This window comes from Streptomyces sp. SID5464, assembly GCF_009862985.1.
In the GTDB taxonomy this organism is placed as follows: domain Bacteria; phylum Actinomycetota; class Actinomycetes; order Streptomycetales; family Streptomycetaceae; genus Streptomyces; species Streptomyces chartreusis_D.
Genome location: NZ_WWIQ01000022.1, coordinates 58,677 through 76,436, shown reverse-complemented (window position 1 = coordinate 76,436; position 17,760 = coordinate 58,677). Strand labels below are relative to the sequence as shown.

At 71.7% G+C, this 17,760-nt stretch carries 17 protein-coding genes; 13 read left to right on the top strand and 4 right to left on the bottom strand.

The genetic code is table 11. From position 1 onward, the window contains the following. Positions 1-122 precede the first annotated feature (122 nt). On the bottom strand, positions 123-1,478 hold the full coding sequence (locus GTY47_RS15900; RefSeq protein WP_010032033.1) for an aspartate aminotransferase family protein: 1,356 nt from the start codon (positions 1,476-1,478) through the stop codon (positions 123-125). Positions 1,479-1,677: 199 nt separating this feature from the next. Here GTY47_RS15900 and GTY47_RS15895 point away from each other — a divergent pair, with 199 nt between their 5' ends. From GTY47_RS15895 to GTY47_RS15880, 4 genes are all read left to right on the top strand, one after another. Further along, entirely contained in the window at positions 1,678-2,295 is a 618-nt protein-coding gene (locus tag GTY47_RS15895) for a type 1 glutamine amidotransferase family protein (RefSeq protein WP_010032031.1), read from the top strand. Beyond that, positions 2,292-2,750, top strand: coding sequence for a MarR family transcriptional regulator (locus GTY47_RS15890; protein ID WP_010032030.1), 459 nt, complete (start codon positions 2,292-2,294; stop codon positions 2,748-2,750). Before GTY47_RS15895 ends, GTY47_RS15890 begins: the two co-directional genes overlap by 4 nt. 80 nt (positions 2,751-2,830) lie before the next feature. After that, entirely contained in the window at positions 2,831-4,840 is a 2,010-nt protein-coding gene (locus GTY47_RS15885) for a serine/threonine-protein kinase (protein WP_010032028.1), read from the top strand. 127 nt (positions 4,841-4,967) lie between these two features. After that, entirely contained in the window at positions 4,968-6,512 is a 1,545-nt protein-coding gene (locus GTY47_RS15880) for a substrate-binding domain-containing protein (RefSeq protein ID WP_010032024.1), read from the top strand. 15 nt (positions 6,513-6,527) lie between these two features. Here the strand turns inward: GTY47_RS15880 and GTY47_RS15875 are convergent, their stop codons facing one another. Beyond that, on the bottom strand, positions 6,528-7,283 hold the full coding sequence (locus tag GTY47_RS15875; protein ID WP_010032021.1) for an SLATT domain-containing protein: 756 nt from the start codon (positions 7,281-7,283) through the stop codon (positions 6,528-6,530). Positions 7,284-7,526: 243 nt separating this feature from the next. Between GTY47_RS15875 and GTY47_RS15870 the strand changes: the two genes are divergently transcribed. The 5 genes from GTY47_RS15870 (at position 7,527) to GTY47_RS15850 (ending at position 10,428) form a co-directional block, all read left to right on the top strand. After that, positions 7,527-7,868: a YbaB/EbfC family nucleoid-associated protein gene (locus GTY47_RS15870; RefSeq protein WP_010032020.1), complete on the top strand. Its 342-nt coding sequence runs from the start codon at positions 7,527-7,529 to the stop codon at positions 7,866-7,868. 100 nt (positions 7,869-7,968) lie between these two features. Beyond that, entirely contained in the window at positions 7,969-8,568 is a 600-nt protein-coding gene (recR, locus tag GTY47_RS15865) for a recombination mediator RecR (RefSeq protein WP_003991835.1), read from the top strand. Further along, a complete protein-coding gene (locus GTY47_RS15860; protein ID WP_010032018.1) occupies positions 8,561-9,220 on the top strand; it encodes a DUF5063 domain-containing protein in 660 nt (219 codons plus the stop codon). Before recR ends, GTY47_RS15860 begins: the two co-directional genes overlap by 8 nt. 61 nt (positions 9,221-9,281) lie before the next feature. Then, on the top strand, positions 9,282-9,698 hold the full coding sequence (locus GTY47_RS15855) for a hypothetical protein (protein ID WP_231911140.1): 417 nt from the start codon (positions 9,282-9,284) through the stop codon (positions 9,696-9,698). A 190-nt stretch (positions 9,699-9,888) separates the two neighbouring features. Further along, positions 9,889-10,428: an SgcJ/EcaC family oxidoreductase gene (locus tag GTY47_RS15850; RefSeq protein WP_010032016.1), complete on the top strand. Its 540-nt coding sequence runs from the start codon at positions 9,889-9,891 to the stop codon at positions 10,426-10,428. A gap of 7 nt (positions 10,429-10,435) precedes the next feature. Here the strand turns inward: GTY47_RS15850 and GTY47_RS15845 are convergent, their stop codons facing one another. Beyond that, a complete protein-coding gene (locus GTY47_RS15845) occupies positions 10,436-11,806 on the bottom strand; it encodes a HAMP domain-containing sensor histidine kinase (protein WP_010032015.1) in 1,371 nt (456 codons plus the stop codon). Continuing rightward, positions 11,803-12,522, bottom strand: coding sequence for a response regulator transcription factor (locus GTY47_RS15840; protein WP_010032011.1), 720 nt, complete (start codon positions 12,520-12,522; stop codon positions 11,803-11,805). The genes GTY47_RS15845 and GTY47_RS15840 overlap by 4 nt, the downstream gene beginning before the upstream one ends. Before the next feature lie 235 nt (positions 12,523-12,757). On the opposite strand from GTY47_RS15840, the gene GTY47_RS15835 reads away from it, so the two are divergent. The 4 genes from GTY47_RS15835 (at position 12,758) to GTY47_RS15820 (ending at position 17,680) form a co-directional block, all read left to right on the top strand. Next, on the top strand, positions 12,758-14,035 hold the full coding sequence (locus tag GTY47_RS15835; protein WP_010032010.1) for an aspartate kinase: 1,278 nt from the start codon (positions 12,758-12,760) through the stop codon (positions 14,033-14,035). Next, positions 14,035-15,120: an aspartate-semialdehyde dehydrogenase gene (locus GTY47_RS15830; RefSeq protein WP_010032009.1), complete on the top strand. Its 1,086-nt coding sequence runs from the start codon at positions 14,035-14,037 to the stop codon at positions 15,118-15,120. The genes GTY47_RS15835 and GTY47_RS15830 overlap by 1 nt, the downstream gene beginning before the upstream one ends. Positions 15,121-15,947: 827 nt before the next feature. Beyond that, entirely contained in the window at positions 15,948-16,523 is a 576-nt protein-coding gene (locus GTY47_RS15825; protein WP_010032008.1) for a SigE family RNA polymerase sigma factor, read from the top strand. Beyond that, complete coding sequence (locus GTY47_RS15820) at positions 16,520-17,680, top strand: hypothetical protein (protein WP_102514830.1); 1,161 nt, start codon at positions 16,520-16,522, stop codon at positions 17,678-17,680. The genes GTY47_RS15825 and GTY47_RS15820 overlap by 4 nt, the downstream gene beginning before the upstream one ends. The last annotated feature ends 80 nt before the right edge of the window (positions 17,681-17,760 follow it).

Below are 17,760 nucleotides of genomic sequence, written 5' to 3'. Positions count from 1 at the left end.
CGTCGCGTTCGGGTGGCGTGCACGTATATGTCTACGGGCACGCCACCTTACGCGTTCGAACGAGGGGGAAGGTGGTCGGCTACTGACGGGTTGTGGTCGGCTGCCGGCGGGATGACGGCTGTCTACTCGGTGTACTCGTCAGCCACCGAGAGCGCCGCGTCCAGGGCCGCGAGACCCTCCTTCAGCTCGGCCTCGGTGATGGTGCAGGGCGGAACCACGTGCGTCCGGTTCATGTTCACGAACGGCCACAGTCCGCTGCCCTTCGCGGCGGCGGCGAAGGCGGCCATCGGCGCGTTCGCCTCCCCGGCCGCGTTGTAGGGCACGAGCGGCTCCCGCGTCTGACGGTTCCGGACCAGCTCCAGCGCCCAGAACATGCCGACACCGCGCACCTCGCCCACGCTGGGGTGCCGCGCGGCCAGCTCCCGCAGCTCCGGACCGACGACGGAGGCGCCCAGCCGGGCCGCGTTCTCGACGACGCCCTCCTCCGCCATGACGTCGATCGTCGCGACGGCGGCGGCACACGCCAGCGGATGCCCGGAGTAGGTCAGACCACCGGGGTACGGCCGCTTCCCGAAGGTCTCCGCGATCGCGCCGGAGATCGCGACACCGCCCAGCGGCACGTACCCGCTGTTCACGCCCTTGGCGAAGGTCAGCAGGTCGGGCGTGACGTCGAACAGGTCCGCAGCGAACCACTCACCGGTCCGCCCGAACCCGGCCATGACCTCGTCCAGGACGAAGACGATCCCGTACTTGTCGCACAGCTCCCGCACCCCGGCGAGGTAGCCGGGCGGCGGGACCATGATCCCGGCCGTCCCCGGGATCGTCTCCAGGATGATCGCCGCTATGGTCGAGGGCCCCTCGAAGGCGATCGTCGTCTCCAGGTGCTCCAGCGCCCGCGCGCACTCCTGCTCCTCGGTCTCGGCGTAGAAGCGGGAGCGGTAGAGGTAGGGCGCCCAGAAGTGCACCACCCCGGCCGTGCCGCTGTCGGAGGCCCAGCGGCGCGGGTCGCCGGTGATGTTCACGGCCTGCTGCGTACCGCCGTGGTACGAGCGGTAGGCCGAGAGCACCTTCGGGCGGCCCGTGTGCAGCCGGGCCATCCGGATCGCGTGCTCGACGGCGTCGGCGCCGCCGTTGGTGAAGAAGATCTTGTCCAGGTCGCCCGGCGTCCGCTCGGCGATCAGCCGGGCCGCCTCCGACCGGGCCTCGATCGCGAACGCGGGGGCGAACGTCGTCATCCTCGCCGCCTGCTCCTGGATCGCGGCGACGACCTTGGGGTGCTGGTAGCCGACGTTCGTGTAGACGAGTCCGCTGGAGAAGTCGAGGTAGCGCCGGCCGTCGTAGTCCCAGAAGTACGCCCCTTCCGCCCCGGCGACGGCGAGCGGGTCGATGAGGTCCTGAGCGGACCAGGAGTGGAACACATGGTCACGGTCGGCGGCCTTGACGGCGGCACCGGCTTCGGGGTTCGGCTGAGGGGTCATGCGGGCGAGCGTAGGTGCGGGGGAGAGGGCGGTGATATCGGCGGCCTGTCTGCCGTCGGCGGCATTCCGCGACAGGTTGTCCAGACGGGGCGCAAGCGTTGACAGAGTTCTGTCGGACGTTGCTTGACAGCGTGCTGTCTAAATGTCAGGATGCTGTCATAACCCTTCGGGGGTCGAGCTTCGGGTTTCAGGAGGAGCCATGAACGCCATCGCAGACCGCAAGCCCGTCCATCTCGCCGTCTACGACACCCTCGCCGACTGGGAGACGGGCCACGCCACGGCCCATCTCGCCCGCGCCGGATTCCGGATCCGGACCGTCGGCCCGTCCACGGCCCCGGTCACCAGCATCGGCGGACTGCGCATCCAGCCCGACACGGCCCTGGACGACGTACGGCCCGAGGACAGCTCCCTGCTGATCCTCCCGGGCGCCGACCTCTGGGACACGTCCGACGACCTGGCACCCTTCGCCCGCAAGGCCCGGGCGTTCCTCGACGCGGGCGTGCCGGTCGCCGCGATCTGCGGGGCCACCGCCGGGCTCGCCCGCGAGGGCCTGCTCGACCACCGCGACCACACCAGCGCGGTCTCCTTCTACCTGGCCGCGACCGGCTACGCGGGCGGCGAGCGCTACGTCGAGACCGACGCCGTCACCGACGGAAACCTCGTCACCGCGGGCCCGACCGAGCCTGTCGCGTTCGCCCGGGAGATCTTCCGGCTGCTCGGGGTGTACGAGGGCGAGGTGCTCGACGCCTGGTACCGGCTGTTCCACGACTCCGACGCGGCGGCGTACGCCGTGCTGGAGAAGGCCGGGGCGGCATGAGCCGGGAGCGTCAGGACCTGCTCAGCCGCAGCGCCCTCGGGGTGTTCCGGCTCAACGGCCAGTTCCTCGCCGTGGCGGAGGAACTGGCCCGGCCCGCCGGGCTGACCGCCGCCTGGTGGCAGGTGCTCGGTGCGGTCCTGGGGGAGCCGCTGCCCGTCTCCGGCATCGCCCGCGCCATGGGCATCACGCGGCAGAGCGTGCAGCGCATCGCCGATCTGCTGGTGGACCGCGGGCTCGCCGAGTACCGGCCGAACCCCGCGCACCGCCGCGCCAAGCTCCTCGCACCGACCGGGCAGGGGCGTGCGGCGATCGCCCGCATCAATCCCGGGCACGCGGCCTTCGCCGACCGGCTGGCGGAGGCGTTCGGGGAGGCGGAGCTGGCGGAGGCGGTGCAGGTGCTGGAACGGCTGTCGAAGGTGCTCGACGAGGTGGGACCGCCTGTTACGGAACCGTAGACATCGTTCGGGCCTGCCTCGCCCGGGCCTCGCACTATTCTCGATCTGTTGCTCACGTGTGGGGGGAAGGCGGCTGAGCGATGGAGAAGCTGGGGCCCGGGGACCCTCCGGGCATCGGTGCCTACCGGCTGCTGGCGCGGCTCGGTGCGGGGGGCATGGGGCACGTGTATCTGGCCCGCTCGGAGCGGGGCCGTACGGTCGCCGTGAAGCTCGTGCGCGAGGAACTGGCCGCGCAGGAGGAGTTCCGCGAGCGCTTCCGGCAGGAGGTGCGGGCCGCGCGGCGGGTCGGCGGGTACTGGACCGCGCCGGTGCTGGACGCGGACACCGAGGCCGCCGTGCCGTGGGTCGCCACCGGGTACGTCGCCGGGCCGAGCCTCCAGCAGGTCGTCGGGTACGACCACGGGGCCCTGCCCGAGCGGACGGTCCGCATCCTCGCGGCCGGGCTCGCCCACGCGCTCAAGGACATCCACGCGGCCGGCATCGTCCACCGCGACCTCAAGCCGTCCAACGTCCTGGTCACCATCGACGGCCCGCGCGTCATCGACTTCGGTATCGCCCGGGCTCTGCAGACCGTGACGGACGGTGGGCTCACCCGCACCGGCGCGCTCGTCGGATCGCCCGGTTTCATGGCGCCCGAGCAGGTGCGCGGCGACCGCATCACCCCGGCGTGCGACGTCTTCTGCCTCGGCTCCGTCCTCGCCTACGCCGCCACCGGCGCCCTGCCCTTCGGCACCGCCAACAGCGGCGTGCACGCCCTGATGTTCCGCATCGCCCAGGAGGAACCGGACCTGGAGGGCGTCCCCGAGGGCATCGCCGACCTGGTCCGCGACTGCCTGCGCAAGGACCCGGCCACCCGCCCGTCCCTCGACCGCGTCCTGGAACGCACCGGCGCGGACGACACCGTCTCCGACGGCCGCGCCCTCGACCCCTGGCTCCCGAGCGGCCTGGTCGCCCAACTCGGGCGGCACGCGGTGCGGTTGCTGGACGCGGAGCATCCGGAGGGGGCCGGCTCCGCTGAGGGAGCGGGCGCTGCCGAGCCGCCTGCCGAGCAGCGGGGTTCCGGCCCCGACGAGAACCCCGGCCCCGGCCCCACCCCCGAACACGCCCCCGCCGCCGACGAGTCGTCGCGCCCCGCGCTGCCCCCGGCCCCCGCGACGGCGCCCGCCGCGGCCCCCGGGCCGCCCCCGCCCGGCCTGCCGGGCGAGGGTCCGCCGGTGAACCATCTGCCCACCATGGTCGCCGGTCAGAGCGCGCCCCCGCCGCCCCAACTCCCGGGCACGGGCGCCCCGTCCCACCCGCAGCCGCAGCCGCAGATGCAGACGCCCCCGCCCCCGTACCCGGCGTACGGCTACCCCCAGCAGCACCCCCAGCCCGGCGCCCCCGGCACCCCGGGCGCCGCCCCGCCGTACCACCCGGCCTACGGCGGCCTCGGCTCCACCCCGCCCTACGGCCCGCCGCCGTACGGCACGACTCCGCCCTACGGCCCCACCCCGCCCTACGGTCCGCCGCAGGAGCCGGGGCGCGGAAACGGCCGTTCCACCGCGCTGCTCGTCGTGATCGCCCTGGTCGTCGCGCTGGCCGCGGGAGGCTCGGTGTACGCGCTGATGCAGGGCGGCGCCGGCGGCCAGGCCGGGGGCGACCCCACCCCGACGCAGAGCACCGGCGCGCCCCCGACCACGCCGGGCCCGTCCCCGACGACCTCGGAACCGGACACCTCCGCCTCTCCGGCGGACGGTTCGATTCCGACGGCGTACCTGGGCACCTGGACCACGACCATCGACAACGCCGACGGCGGGCACAGCCGTTCGCTCACCATCCGGCAGGGCGAACCGGGCGACACGGTCCTGTCCCTCGTGGCCGACGGCCCGACCAAGGGCGGCGGCACCTACCACTGCGTGTTCGAGGGGCGGCTGACCACGGCACCCGGCGCCGACGGCGCGCTGGAGATCGGCCCGTCCACCGTGAAGGTCGGGCAGCCGCGCACCGCGTGCACCCCGGGCGCGGCCACCGAGGTCACCCTCCTGTCGGACGGCACGCTCCAGCGCGTCAACACGAGCAGCGGGGAGCGGCTGACGTACACGAGGCAGTGACCGACTCCCGGTGGCGGGGGAGCCGTTGAACGTCCGGCGAATTCAAGCCGACGAATCCCGGATACCCGCTCGTACAGCCGTACGGTGACCGGACGAGCGCATTCGTCCGGCAGCGGGGGCACCGACGATGGAGTGGCTGAGCGCGGAGAACCTGGTGGCCGTGGCGACGGCCGTCCTCGGCATCATCGCCTCGGGCGTCATGGTCTGGTACGAGCGCCGGGTGCCGCGCCGCAAACGCATCGGCTACCGCGTGCAGATGGACAACCCCATCGGCGACGACGTGCGCTCGGGCCGCGCCAACCGCCGCCTCGGCCTGTTCGACGAGGCGCCCGGCATGGCCGACGCGACCCTGGTCCTGCTGCGCATCGAGAACGACGGCTCGCAGGGCATCGACCGCGACGACTACACCGGTCCCGAACTCCACGGCCTGACCGCGGTGTTCGCGGGCCGCACCGTCCGCGGCGTCTCGGTCACCCAGCCGTCGGACACCGACCACCTCATGGACCACTTCACCGCGGCGGGCGGCTTCGCCTACGACGGCAACGCCCTGCGCATCCCGCGCGTCCCGCTCAACCGCGGCGACCACTTCAAGCTGCTCGTGCTGCTGGCCGGCGGCGACGTCGGCGACGAGATCCGGCTGGTCGGCGGTCTGCGCGACGGCGAGGTGCACCCCAACCGCAGCGCCACGCCGGACGACAAACCGCCGCTGTTCAGCCGGGCGGCGCGGCTGATCACCATCGCGCTCACGGCGAGCGTCGTCACCCTGGCGGCGATCGTCGTCGCCCAGGACGACACCCCGCCCCCGATCGGCTGCGCGGGCGGCAGGCTCACCCTCACCGGTTCGACCGCGTTCGCGCCCGTGCTGCGCGAGGTGGCCGGGAAGTACGAGCGGGACTGCGGCGGTGACCCGGTCATCGACGTGGACACGCACGGCTCGACGGCCGGGATACGGGAGCTGGCGGCGGCCGGCGCGCAGGGGTCGCGGGACGGGCAGGGCTCCCCGCCGGTGGTCGCCCTGTCGGACGGCCCCAAGCCGGCCGGCCTGCCCGAACTGCGCGAGAACCGGGTGGCGGTGTCGGTCTTCGCGCTCGTGGTCAACGACGACGTACGCCTGACGAACCTGTCCACGAACGACGTGCGGCGCCTCTACCGGGGCGAGATCCGCAACTGGCGGCAGCTCGGCGGCCCCGACCTGCCCGTGCACCTGGTCAGCCGGGACGCCAACTCCGGGACGAGACAGGTGTTCCAGCGCCGGGTGCTGGGGCGGGGCGAGATCGCCAACTCCTCCGTCGACTGCGTCCACAAGGACGACCCGACGGCGGCCGTCATCCGCTGCGAACTCGACTCGACGGACCAGGTGCTGGCCACGGTCGCCGACCTGCCGGGCGCCATCGGCTACAGCGAACTGAACCTGGCCGCCCGCGCCAAGGGCCTGCACTCCCTGCGCCTGGACGGCGACCCCGCCTCCGCCGACGCCATCGAACACGGCACGAGCGACTACCCCTACCGCGAGATCCAGTACGCCTACACCTACGGCCGCCCCCCGGCCGACTCCCTGGCGTCGAGCTTCCTCACCTACCTGGCCCGCGGCAACGGCCAGGACGTCATCCGCACGCACGGCCACCTGCCGTGCTGGACCCCCGAGGGCCTGACCCTGTGCGCGCAGGACTGAACGTCGATCTCCCGGTCACCTGGGCTCCGGAGGCCGCTGCCGAGGCATGTTCGGCCTCGCGCCCCCCGCCGGCGGCACGGAGAACCGCCCGTTGAAACCGCCCGCCTCGGCCCCGCGCCCACTCCCGGAGAACACCACCGCCTGCAAACCCACCGGCGCACCACCGCTCCGGAACTCCCCCACCCACTCCGCGGTCTCTCCGCGCACCAGCTCACTCACATCCTCGGAGAACCTCCGCAGCACCCCGAGGCACCGCTCCGCCGCCTCAGCCGCCGTCCCCTCCGCCGGGCCGAGAACCTCCCGCACGCACTCCGCCGCCCAGTCGAACTGAAGCGCCTGCAACCGCCGCTGCACGGCCTGCGCGGTGGCCACATCCCGCATCCACCCCGACGTCACCCCGAAGTACCGGTCGACGGCGACACACGCCACCCCCAGCAGCAGCGCCAGACACCCCCAGGGCGCGATCCCGCCCGCGAGCCCGGTCAGATCCAGCAGGGGCAGCGCGACCCCGGTGACGGCCCCCAGCGCGGCCCCACAGCGCAGCACCCGCGCGCACCGCCGCTTCCACACCCGGTCCAGGAGATACCAGGCCGCCGTCTGCAGCGCCCCGCGCTCCACCCACCGGTACAGCTCGTCCAGCCGGACCGCCGGCTCGCCCCAGTCCCCGAGCGGAAAGGCCCGCCCGGTCAGGTCGCCCGGCCGCAGCCGGGCCGCCCCCTCTCCCCGTCCGTCCTGAGGCGGCCCCTCGGGCTGCATCTCCGGCTGACCCACCCGGCACTCCCTACTGACCACGCTGCGTGACAAGCGACACACACGACGCGCATGCGCCGGACCCTTCCTACCCCCCAACGGGTGGCGAAGATGTAGCTTTCACCGCTTTTCCGCCCGGAAGTATTCCTTGATCGGTTATAGGGCGCGAGGCAAACTCACTCGAAAGAGTGCTGGGGCGACGGCAGGTCCGACCACGTAGGCTCGTGCCGAACGGGAAAACCCGTACCGAGCAAGGAGCTGATCGTGATCCCCGGTGGTGGCCAGCCCAACATGCAGCAGCTGCTCCAGCAGGCCCAGAAGATGCAACAGGACCTGGCACAGGCGCAGGAGGAACTGGCGCAGACGGAGGTCGACGGCCAGGCCGGCGGCGGACTCGTGACCGCGACCGTCACCGGCGCCGGCGAGCTGCGCAACCTGAAGATCGACCCGAAGGCGGTCGATCCGGAAGACACCGAGACCCTCGCCGACCTGGTCGTGGCGGCCGTGCAGGCGGCCAACGAGAACGCGCAGGCGCTCCAGCAGCAGAAGCTGGGCCCGCTGGCGCAGGGTCTGGGCGGCGGCGGCTTCCCGGGTCTGCCGTTCTGAGACGCGTACCGCCTTCCTCGGACAGGCGGCTGACAACTACGGTACGTACGGGAAGGCCGTACGGCGTGAACGACCTCGATGAGCCAGGAAAGGCAGTCCGTTGTACGAAGGCGTGGTCCAGGACCTGATCGACGAGCTGGGGCGGCTGCCCGGCGTCGGTCCGAAGAGCGCGCAGCGGATCGCCTTCCACATCCTGCAGGCCGAGCCCACGGACGTACGGCGGCTCGCCCAGGCCCTCATGGAGGTCAAGGCGAAGGTCCGCTTCTGCGCGACCTGCGGCAACGTCGCGCAGGAGGAGCTGTGCAACATCTGCCGCGACACGCGCCGCGACCCGGCGGTCATCTGCGTGGTCGAGGAGCCGAAGGACGTCGTGGCGATCGAGCGCACGCGTGAGTTCCGGGGCCGGTACCACGTCCTGGGCGGCGCGATCAGCCCGATCGACGGGGTGGGGCCGGACGACCTGCGGATCAGGGAACTCCTGGCCCGCCTGGCCGACGGCACGGTCACGGAGCTCATCCTCGCCACGGACCCGAATCTCGAAGGCGAGGCGACCGCCACGTACCTCGCCCGCATGATCAAGCCCATGGGCCTGAAGGTCACCCGCCTGGCCAGCGGCCTCCCGGTGGGTGGCGACCTGGAATACGCGGACGAGGTGACCCTCGGTCGCGCCTTCGAGGGGAGACGACTCCTAGATGTCTGACGCCACGCTGCACGCGACCGACCAGAACCCGGACGACTTCGCCGTCCAGATCGCGGACCAGGTCGAGAGCTTCCTGGTCGCCGTCACGGAGATCGCGAAGGGCGACGAGCCGGAGTCGGCCGTCCCCTTCCTGCTCCTGGAGGTCTCCCAACTCCTCCTGGCCGGCGGCCGTCTCGGCGCGCACGAGGACATCGTGCCCGACGAGCGCTACGAGCCCGACTCGGGCCCCGAGCCGGACGTCGACGAACTGCGCGAGAACCTGGCCCGCCTCCTCGACCCGATCGACGTCTACTCGGAGGTCTTCGACCCCTACGAGCCCCGCAAGGCTCCGGTCCCGGCCCGTATCTCCGACGACCTCACCGACGTCATCACCGACCTGCGCCACGGCATGGCCCACTACCGGGCGGGCCGCACCACGGAGGCCCTGTGGTGGTGGCAGTTCTCCTACTTCTCCAACTGGGGCTCCACCGCCTCCGCGACCCTCCGGGCCCTCCAGTCGGTCCTCGCCCACGTCCGCCTCAACCAGCCCCTGGCCGAACTCGACGGCCTCGACACGGACCAGGACATGGGCGACGACACCCTGGAGATCGAGGCGGGCAGGGTGATGGCGGAGGAGATCGCGGGCCCGCTGGGCCTCGGCCCGGCCAAGTAACCGCCCTCCGCCGCAACGGCTTTCCTCACCACAGCCGGTCCCCGAGCGCGATGATGGCCGTATGACCGGTCAGTCGAAGGTGTTGATGTGGACGGGCATCGGGCTCTGTGCCGCCGGTGCCGCGGGGCTTGTCGTCGGAGCTGTCCTGGACGTCGAGGCGGCGGATCCCTGGGCCAGTGTGGCCGGCGGCGTCGCCGCGCTGATCGGGCTGGCGCTCGCGGTGTACGCCGGATTCCAGGGCCAGGACGGTACGTCCGGTGGTACGACGGTGAACGCGAGCGGTACGAGGTCCGTCGCCGCGGGCGGGAACATCGGAACGGTCTCGACCGGTGACGGCCCGGGAGCCCCCGCGTCCGCCCCGCCGGCGAACCCCTCTCCCGCCCCCGCCCCTCCGCAGCCCCGGAACGTCACCGCCTCCGGCGAGCGTTCCATCGCCGCGGGCGGTGACATCGGCTCCGCCTCGACGGGAGACACCTGAGCACGTCGGCGGTGGCCTTTCGCCCTGCCGGACGTAACGGATGCCTCACCCCGAGTGAGTTGGCCACATCCTGGACGTCCCCTGTACGACACCTGCACGGCCCCTAACCGGTGAAAAGCGAACCTGGAGTCACTTCCACCGCAGAAGAAGCGGAGTAAGTCAACTCCCCTCGATCTCACCGGAGATGATGATGACCCGTCGCCCCGCAGCCACGTCCATACGCAAGCGCGTCGCCGTCACCACCGCGGTGGCCGTCCTCGCCGCCGGCACCTTCGTGGCCGGCGCCGGAGTCGCCGGAGCCGACTCGCGCGGCAGTTCCGCGAAGAAGTCCGCCAAGACGGCCACCAAGGCGCAGGTGCTCGGGCTGTTCGACCAGTGGAACGCGGCGCTGCAGACCGGCGACCCGCAGAAGGTCGCCGACCTGTACGCGAAGGACGCCGTCCTGCTGCCGACCGTCTCGAACAACGTCCGTACGGACAGAGCCGAGATCGTCGACTACTTCGAGCACTTCCTCCAGAACAAGCCGGTCGGCACGAAGGTCGAGTCGGTCGTCAACGTTCTCGACCACAACACCGCCATCGACGCCGGTGTGTACGAGTTCGCGCTCACCGACCACGAGACGGGCGCGAAGAGCACCGTCAAGGCCCGCTACACGTACGCCTACGAGAAGCAGCCGAACGGCACGTGGCTGATCGTGAACCACCACTCCTCGAAGATGCCGGAGGGGTGAGTCGGGGTCAGCCGGCACCCCGGTGGGCCGCCCGGAGGGTGATCGTCACGCACAGACCGCCCCCGGGCGCGTCCGTCAGGGCCACGGTCCCGCCGTCGTCCGTCGCCAGTTGCTTGACGACGGCGAGACCGAGACCGGAACCGCCCTTCCCGGTCAGCCCCTGGCCGCGCCAGAAGCGGTCGAAGGCGCGGGACTTCTCGGCGTCCGTCATCCCGGGTCCCTCGTCCAGGACCGATACCCCCACCACATCGCCCCGGGGGTCCACCCGCACGGTGATCGTCCCGCCGTCCGGTGAGACCTCCAGGGCGTTGGAGAACACGTTGTCCAGCATCTGGTCCAGATGACCGGAGCTGGACAGCACAGCCGGCCGGCCGTCGACACTCCCCCTGAGCGCGACGGTGACTCCGCGCTCGTCGGCGGCCGGCCTCCACACGGCGAGCCGCTCCCGCACGATGTCCAGCAGCGGGAGCGGCTCGGCGACCGTCACCTTCGCCTCGGCCCGGGCCAGCACCAGCAGGCCGTTGACCAGGCGGTTCATCCGGACCACCTCGGCGGTGGCCTGCTCCACGTCCTCCCGTACGAACTCGTCGTCCACACCGTCCGCGATGTTGTCCAGGGACAACCGCAGGGCCGTGAGCGGGGTGCGCAGCTGGTGCGAGGCGTCCGCCACGAAGATGCGCTGGGCCGCGATCAGCGTGTCCAGGCGTTCCGCGCCCTGGTTGAGCGTGCGCGCCAGCGTCTGGGTCTCCGGCGGACCCGTCACGGGAGAGCGGGCGGTCAGGTCGCCGTCGCTGAACTTGCTCGCCATGTCGTTGAGCTGGCGCAGCGGGCGGGTGAGGCGGCGCGCCACCCCCGCGCCGAGCAGGGCGGCCACCACGAGGACCAGCACCGCGAGGATCGCCCGGAAGCCCCAGATCGTCCACAGGCGGTCGGTCATCTCGTCCGTCGAGTAGACGATGCGCACGGCACCGACGACCCGGTCCTCGGCGGCCGTCTTGGCGGGGACCGTGATCACCAGCTCGGGACCCCAGATGAAGGAGGAGCCCCAGTCGGTCGTCACGTGGTTCCGGTCGAGGGCCGCGGTCAGGGCCGCGTCCTCCCTCGGGCGGAGCAGGCCCGTCGCGCAGCCCGGTGCCCCGGTCACCTGGACGTCGCCGGGCGTCTCGGCGGCGTACGCGGTGGCCATCTTCTGGAGCGCCTCGCACGAGGTGGAGTCGCCGTTGGCCAGCAGCAGCGCCATGGTCTTGGCCTCGCGCAGCACGGACCCCTCGGTGTCGCCCCGCAACTGGGCGGTGAGCGAGAAGGCCACCGGCACCGTGAACAGGGCGATGGCGATCGCGACGAGGAAGATGTAACTGCGGACGAGCTGGCGGATCATGAGGCGCCGCTGTCCGTGCTCGCGTCGCCGCCGCCGTCCTTGACGATCTCCAGCCGGAAGCCGACCCCGCGCACCGCCTCGATCGTGATCGCGCCCGCGAGCTTCCGCCGCAGCGCCGCCACGTGCACGTCCAGCGTCTTCGTCGGACCGAACCAGTTCGCGTCCCAGACCGCTTCCATGATCTGCTCGCGCGACATCAGCGCCCCGGGCTCCTCGGTGAGGAAGGCCAGGAGGTCGTACTCCTTGGGTGCGAGGGCCACCTCCTGGCCGTCGAGCCGTACCCGGGCCGCCTTGCGGTCGACGGTCAGGCGGGGGCCGTAGCGGTCGGGGCCGTTCTCGGGCGCGTCGGCGGCGGGGGTGCGCGGCTGCGCGCGGCGCATGACCGCCCGGATGCGGGCGATGACCTCGCGGACGCCGAACGGCTTGGAGACGTAGTCGTCCGCGCCGATCTCCAGGCCCACCACCCGGTCCGTCTCGTCGCTGCGCGCGCTGATCACGATGATCGGGACGTCGCCGCGTTCGCGCAGTACCTTGCAGACGTCCAGGCCGTCGGTGTCGGGCAGGCCGAGGTCCAGCAGGACGACGTCGTAGGGGCCCGTGTGGTCCAGGGCCGCCTGGCCCGTGGTGACCCACTCGACCTCGAAGCCGTAGCGCTTCAGGCCGCGTCTGAGGGACTCGGCGACCGGTTCATCGTCTTCCACCAGAAGTACGCGCACAGGCGAACCATAATGCTTGAAAGTTGAGTCACCATGCCGAGCCCACGTGCGATTGTGACGCCGGGCACTTTCTCGCGTGGCCTGTGCCCAGATGGGCATGAGCAGCTCTGGACGAGTGGCCCGGAAATCTCAGCATGCGATATCGCGGAAGGGTTTTTCGGACGCTCGTTAGACTGAGCCGACCGCAGTACGAATGCGTATGAGCGGATAGAGACGGATTGAGCGAGGAGCGCACGTGGGCCTTGTCGTGCAGAAGTACGGAGGCTCCTCCGTAGCCGATGCCGAGGGCATCAAGCGCGTCGCCAAGCGGATCGTGGAAGCGAAGCAGAACGGCAACCAGGTGGTTGCCGTCGTTTCCGCGATGGGCGACACGACGGACGAGCTGATCGATCTCGCCGAGCAGGTTTCCCCGATGCCTGCCGGGCGCGAGCTCGACATGCTGCTGACCGCCGGAGAGCGGATCTCCATGGCACTGCTGGCCATGGCGATCAAAAAGCTGGGCCACGAGGCCCAGTCGTTCACCGGCAGCCAGGCAGGTGTCATCACCGACTCGGTCCACAACAAAGCCCGGATCATCGACGTCACGCCGGGCCGGATCAAGACCTCGGTGGACGAGGGCAACATCGCGATCGTGGCGGGTTTCCAGGGTGTCAGCCAGGACACCAAGGACATCACCACGCTCGGCCGCGGCGGCTCCGACACCACCGCGGTGGCCCTCGCCGCCGCCCTCGACGCCGACGTCTGCGAGATCTACACCGACGTCGACGGCGTGTTCACCGCCGACCCGCGCGTGGTGAAGAAGGCCCGGAAGATCGACTGGATCTCCCTCGAGGACATGCTCGAGCTGGCGGCATCCGGGTCGAAGGTGCTGCTCCACCGCTGCGTGGAGTACGCCCGCCGGTACGACATCCCGATCCACGTCCGGTCCAGCTTCAGCGGACTTCAGGGCACGTGGGTCAGCAGTGAGCCGATTCAGCAAGGGGACAAGCAGGTGGAGCAGGCCATCATCTCCGGTGTCGCGCACGACACCTCCGAGGCCAAGGTCACGGTCGTCGGCGTGCCGGACAAGCCGGGCGAGGCGGCCGCGATCTTCCGTACGATCTCGGACGCCGAGATCAACATCGACATGATCGTGCAGAACGTGTCCGCCGCCTCCACGGGTCTGACGGACATCTCCTTCACGCTCCCCAAGGCCGAGGGCCGCAAGGCCATCGACGCCCTGGAGAAGAACAAGGGCGCCATCGGCTTCGACTCCCTGCGCTACGACGACCAGATCGGGAAGATCTCCCTGGTCGGCGCCGGGATGAAGACCAACCCGGGTGTCACGGCCGACTTCTTCAAGGCGCTGTCCGACGCCGGTGTGAACATCGAGCTGATCTCGACCTCCGAGATCCGCATCTCGGTCGTCACGCGCGCCGACGACGTGCCCGAGGCCGTCCGTGCCGTGCACACCGCGTTCGGGCTCGACTCCGACAGCGACGAGGCCGTCGTCTACGGAGGCACCGGCCGCTGATGGCCGACCTCCGACGGGCCGACGGGCCCGGCCGGTCCGGGCGGCCGACGCTCGCCGTCGTGGGAGCGACCGGGGCCGTCGGCACGGTCATGCTCCGGATCCTGTCCCAGCGGGCGGACATCTGGGGCGAGATCCGACTGATCGCCTCCCCGCGCTCGGCCGGCCGCAAGCTGGCCGTGCGCGGCGAGGAGACCGAGGTCGTGGCGCTCACCGAGGAGGCCTTCGACGGGGTCGACGTCGCCATGTTCGACGTCCCCGACGAGGTCGCCGAGCGGTGGGCGCCGCTGGCCGCCGCCAAGGGCGCGGTGGTGGTCGACAACTCCGGCACGTTCCGGATGGACCCGGAGGTGCCCCTCGTGGTGCCCGAGGTCAACCCGCACGCCGTGCGGATGCGCCCGCGCGGGATCATCGCCAACCCCAGCTGCACGACGCTCTCCATGATCGTGGCCCTGGGCGCGCTGCACGCCGAGTTCGGGCTGCGCGAGCTGGTGGTCTCCTCCTACCAGGCGGTCAGCGGCGCCGGCCGCGCGGGCGTGGCGACGCTGCGGCAGCAGTTGTCCCTGGTCGCCGGCACGGAGCTGGGGACCAGCCCCGGTGACGTACGGCGGGCCGTGGGGGACAGCACCGGGCCGTTCCCGGAGCCGGTCGCGCTGAACGTCGTGCCGTGGGCCGGGTCGCCGCGCGAGGACGGCTGGTCGTCGGAGGAGCTGAAGGTCCGGGACGAGTCCCGCAAGATCCTCGGACTGCCCGACCTCCCCGTGGCCGTCACCTGCGTGCGGGTGCCGGTGATCACCACGCATTCGCTGACCGTGCACGCCCGCTTCGAGGGCGAGGTCACCGTCGACAAGGCCCGCGAGATCCTTGCCACAGCGCCCGGTGTCGTGCTGTTCGACAACCCGGCCGCGGGGGAGTTCCCGACCCCCGCCGACGTGGTCGGCACCGACCCGACCTGGGTCGGGCGGGTACGGCGGGCGCTGGACGACCCGACGGCGCTCGAACTCTTCGTGTGCGGCGACAACCTGCGCAAGGGCTCCGCGCTCAACACCGCGCAGATCGCCGAACTGGTGGCCGCCGAGCTTTCGTGAGGCGCCGGGTGGTGGCTGCCGGGTTTTCGTGAGGCGCCGGGTGGTGGCTGCCGGGTTTTCGTGAGGCGCCGGGTGGTGGCCGCCGGGCTTCCTCGACGTGCCGAAGTGACGGTCGCAGAGCTCTCCCGGCGTGCCGGACTGACGGCCATCGCGATTTCATGAGGTGCCGGGCTGGTGCTTCGCCGGGCTTTCGTGAGGCGCCGGCCCCGCTCCCCGCCGAGCCTTCGTGACGTGCCGGACCCGCTCTCCGCCGAGCTTCCCTGACCTGACGAAGTGACGGCCGCCGGCCTTCGTGACGTGCCGAGCCGGTGGTCGCCGGGCTTTCGTGAAGTTTCGCCACGCCGAAATCCCCCGCCATGTGTCATAGGGGGTTTGTAGGATCTGTGTACGACATGTGAGCCGGTCGATGGTCCGGACCACTTGTCCCGGACCCCATCGGCATCCGAGGATTTACCTCCCCGCCCTCCGCAACCGCGCGGAAGGCGGGGAGCGTCTTTGCGGTCGCCCTTCCGGGCCGCGGGACGTGCATTCAGGCGTGGGGACGCCTGGAACCGGGCGTGGGGACGCCCGATCACATATGGACATAGGGGAAGAGCGGGACGCATGAGGGCATTTGATGCACCACCGGTTGTGCTGCCTGAGGCGGGTAGACCGTCGACGACGAAGGTCGGCGTGAAAGTGATGCCCGGCACGTACAACCCTCACAGGGGTGAGCGTGTCCAACAGACGTGGCAGAGGTACTCGACTTCAGCGCGGCACGCGGCACGGTCCTTCGACCGCCCCGTCCGGCGGCTCTACGACCCCGCATGCCCGGTACTGCCGGTGGCATGCCGGTGATCGCGCCCGTGCCCGCAGCGCGGCCGGCCCGCATCCCGAACCAGCGTGACGGCGCCGAGGACGGTGTCGCGGCCGGGACCACCGTCGACCACCTCACCGAGACCTACCGGGCGCACTACCGCTCGCTGCTCGGTCTCGCCGCCCTCCTCCTCGACGACACGGCCTCCTGCGAGGACGTCGTCCAGGAGGCCTTCATCCGTGTCCACTCGGCCCGCAAGCGCGTCCGCGACCCCGAGAAGACCCTGGCGTACCTGCGTCAGACGGTCGTCAACCTGTCGCGCTCCGCGCTGCGCCGCCGCATCCTCGGCCTCAAGCTGCTGTCGAAGCCCATGCCCGACATGGCGAGCGCCGAGGAAGGCGCCTACGACCAGCTGGAGCGCGACTCCCTCATCAAGGCGATGAAGGGCCTCCAGCGCCGCCAGCGCGAGGTGCTGGTGCTGCGCTACTTCGCGGACATGACCGAGGCCCAGGTCGCCGAGACCCTCGGCATATCCCTGGGCTCGGTCAAGGCCTACGGTTCGCGCGGCATCGCGGCGCTCCGGCTGGCCATGGAGGCGCCGGCATGAGCGACGGCAACGGCGCGCCCCGCGACGGGCGCGACCGGCACGAACCCTTCGAGTGGCACGAGCCGACAAGGCTGCACGGGCAAGATCCGAAGCAATCGCACGCTGGGAACGGAACTGTGAACCACGGCCTGGACGACCCGAGCCCCCAGGGGCTCGACTCGGACGAGCTGGATCTGCGCAGGATGCTGCACCAAGTGGTGCAGGAGGTGGAACCGCGCGACGGCACGCTGGACTATCTGCGGAAGGCGGTGCCGCAGCGGCGGACCCGCAAGCGGCAGGCCGTCGTCGGCATGGCCGCCGCCGCGCTGTTCATCGGCACGGCCGTCCCCGCCCTGGTGCACGTCTCCAACTCCACCGGCTCCGAGGCCCATCCGTCCGTCGCCGGCCACGCCTCCCAGACGCAGGGCGGCGCGAGCCAGGGCAAGGGCCCGGACGGCGGCGAGAGCACCGCGGGCGGCTCCCCCGGCAAGACCGAGGGCAAGGGCAAGGGCGACAAGAAGGAGAAGGACAAGGAAGGCAAGGGCACCGGCGCCTCGACCGGCGCGTCCCAGGGTGCCGGCCCGTCCTCCCCGACCACCGCAGGGGTCCCGGCGTGCACCGCCGCCCAGCTCGGCCCCGCCGCCGGCAGCAGCGTCGCCCCCGACTCCACCGGCGCGGTCTACGGCTCCTTCCGCGTCACCAACGTCTCCGGGGCGAGCTGTACGGTCACGGGCCCCGGCGGCGTGAGCGCCCTGGCGCAGGGCTCGGCCGACACGAGCAAGGTCGGTTCGGCCCGGCACACGGCCGGGGACCCGGCGGCCGGCCTGCCCGACCCGTCCCTGGAGGCCGCTCAGCTGGTGCTCCAGCCGGGCGCCGCCTACGACGTGAAGTTCGCCTGGGTCCCCACGGAGACCTGTCCCACCCCCGGCGGTGACCCGGGCGACCCGGGCGACCCCACTCCCGACCCCACACCGACGCAGGACAGCGGCGCCACGGGCGGCACCTCCACCGGCGGCGACACGGGCACGGCCCCTCAGCTGGTTGGCGAGGACGGCACGGCCGAAGGCAGCGTGGCGGTGACGTACACCCCGGCAACCGGCTCGGGCGCGGCCTCGGTGACCGTGTCCAACGCGTGCGCGGGGACGGTCTACTGGACGGGCGTGCTGGCGGCGTCGTAATCGCATGGCCCGCGGGCATGCGTGCCGCCTGGGGCGATGGGGATCTCCCTGCTCGAGCGAAGCCGAGAGCTCGGGGGAGG

Bases quoted from the DNA above. Each gene is read 5' to 3' on its own strand.
- GTY47_RS15850 (WP_010032016.1), top strand. From the start codon at position 9,889: ATGACCCGTCGCCCCGCAGCCACGTCCATACGCAAGCGCGTCGCCGTC.
- GTY47_RS15860 (WP_010032018.1), top strand. From the start codon at position 8,561: ATGTCTGACGCCACGCTGCACGCGACCGACCAGAACCCGGACGACTTC.
- GTY47_RS15830 (WP_010032009.1), top strand. From the start codon at position 14,035: ATGGCCGACCTCCGACGGGCCGACGGGCCCGGCCGGTCCGGGCGGCCG.
- GTY47_RS15900 (WP_010032033.1), bottom strand. From the start codon at position 1,478: ATGACCCCTCAGCCGAACCCCGAAGCCGGTGCCGCCGTCAAGGCCGCC.
- GTY47_RS15890 (WP_010032030.1), top strand. From the start codon at position 2,292: ATGAGCCGGGAGCGTCAGGACCTGCTCAGCCGCAGCGCCCTCGGGGTG.
- GTY47_RS15880 (WP_010032024.1), top strand. From the start codon at position 4,968: ATGGAGTGGCTGAGCGCGGAGAACCTGGTGGCCGTGGCGACGGCCGTC.
- GTY47_RS15885 (WP_010032028.1), top strand. From the start codon at position 2,831: ATGGAGAAGCTGGGGCCCGGGGACCCTCCGGGCATCGGTGCCTACCGG.
- GTY47_RS15820 (WP_102514830.1), top strand. From the start codon at position 16,520: ATGAGCGACGGCAACGGCGCGCCCCGCGACGGGCGCGACCGGCACGAA.
- GTY47_RS15845 (WP_010032015.1), bottom strand. From the start codon at position 11,806: ATGATCCGCCAGCTCGTCCGCAGTTACATCTTCCTCGTCGCGATCGCC.
- GTY47_RS15895 (WP_010032031.1), top strand. From the start codon at position 1,678: ATGAACGCCATCGCAGACCGCAAGCCCGTCCATCTCGCCGTCTACGAC.
- GTY47_RS15855 (WP_231911140.1), top strand. From the start codon at position 9,282: ATGACCGGTCAGTCGAAGGTGTTGATGTGGACGGGCATCGGGCTCTGT.
- GTY47_RS15825 (WP_010032008.1), top strand. From the start codon at position 15,948: ATGCCGGTGATCGCGCCCGTGCCCGCAGCGCGGCCGGCCCGCATCCCG.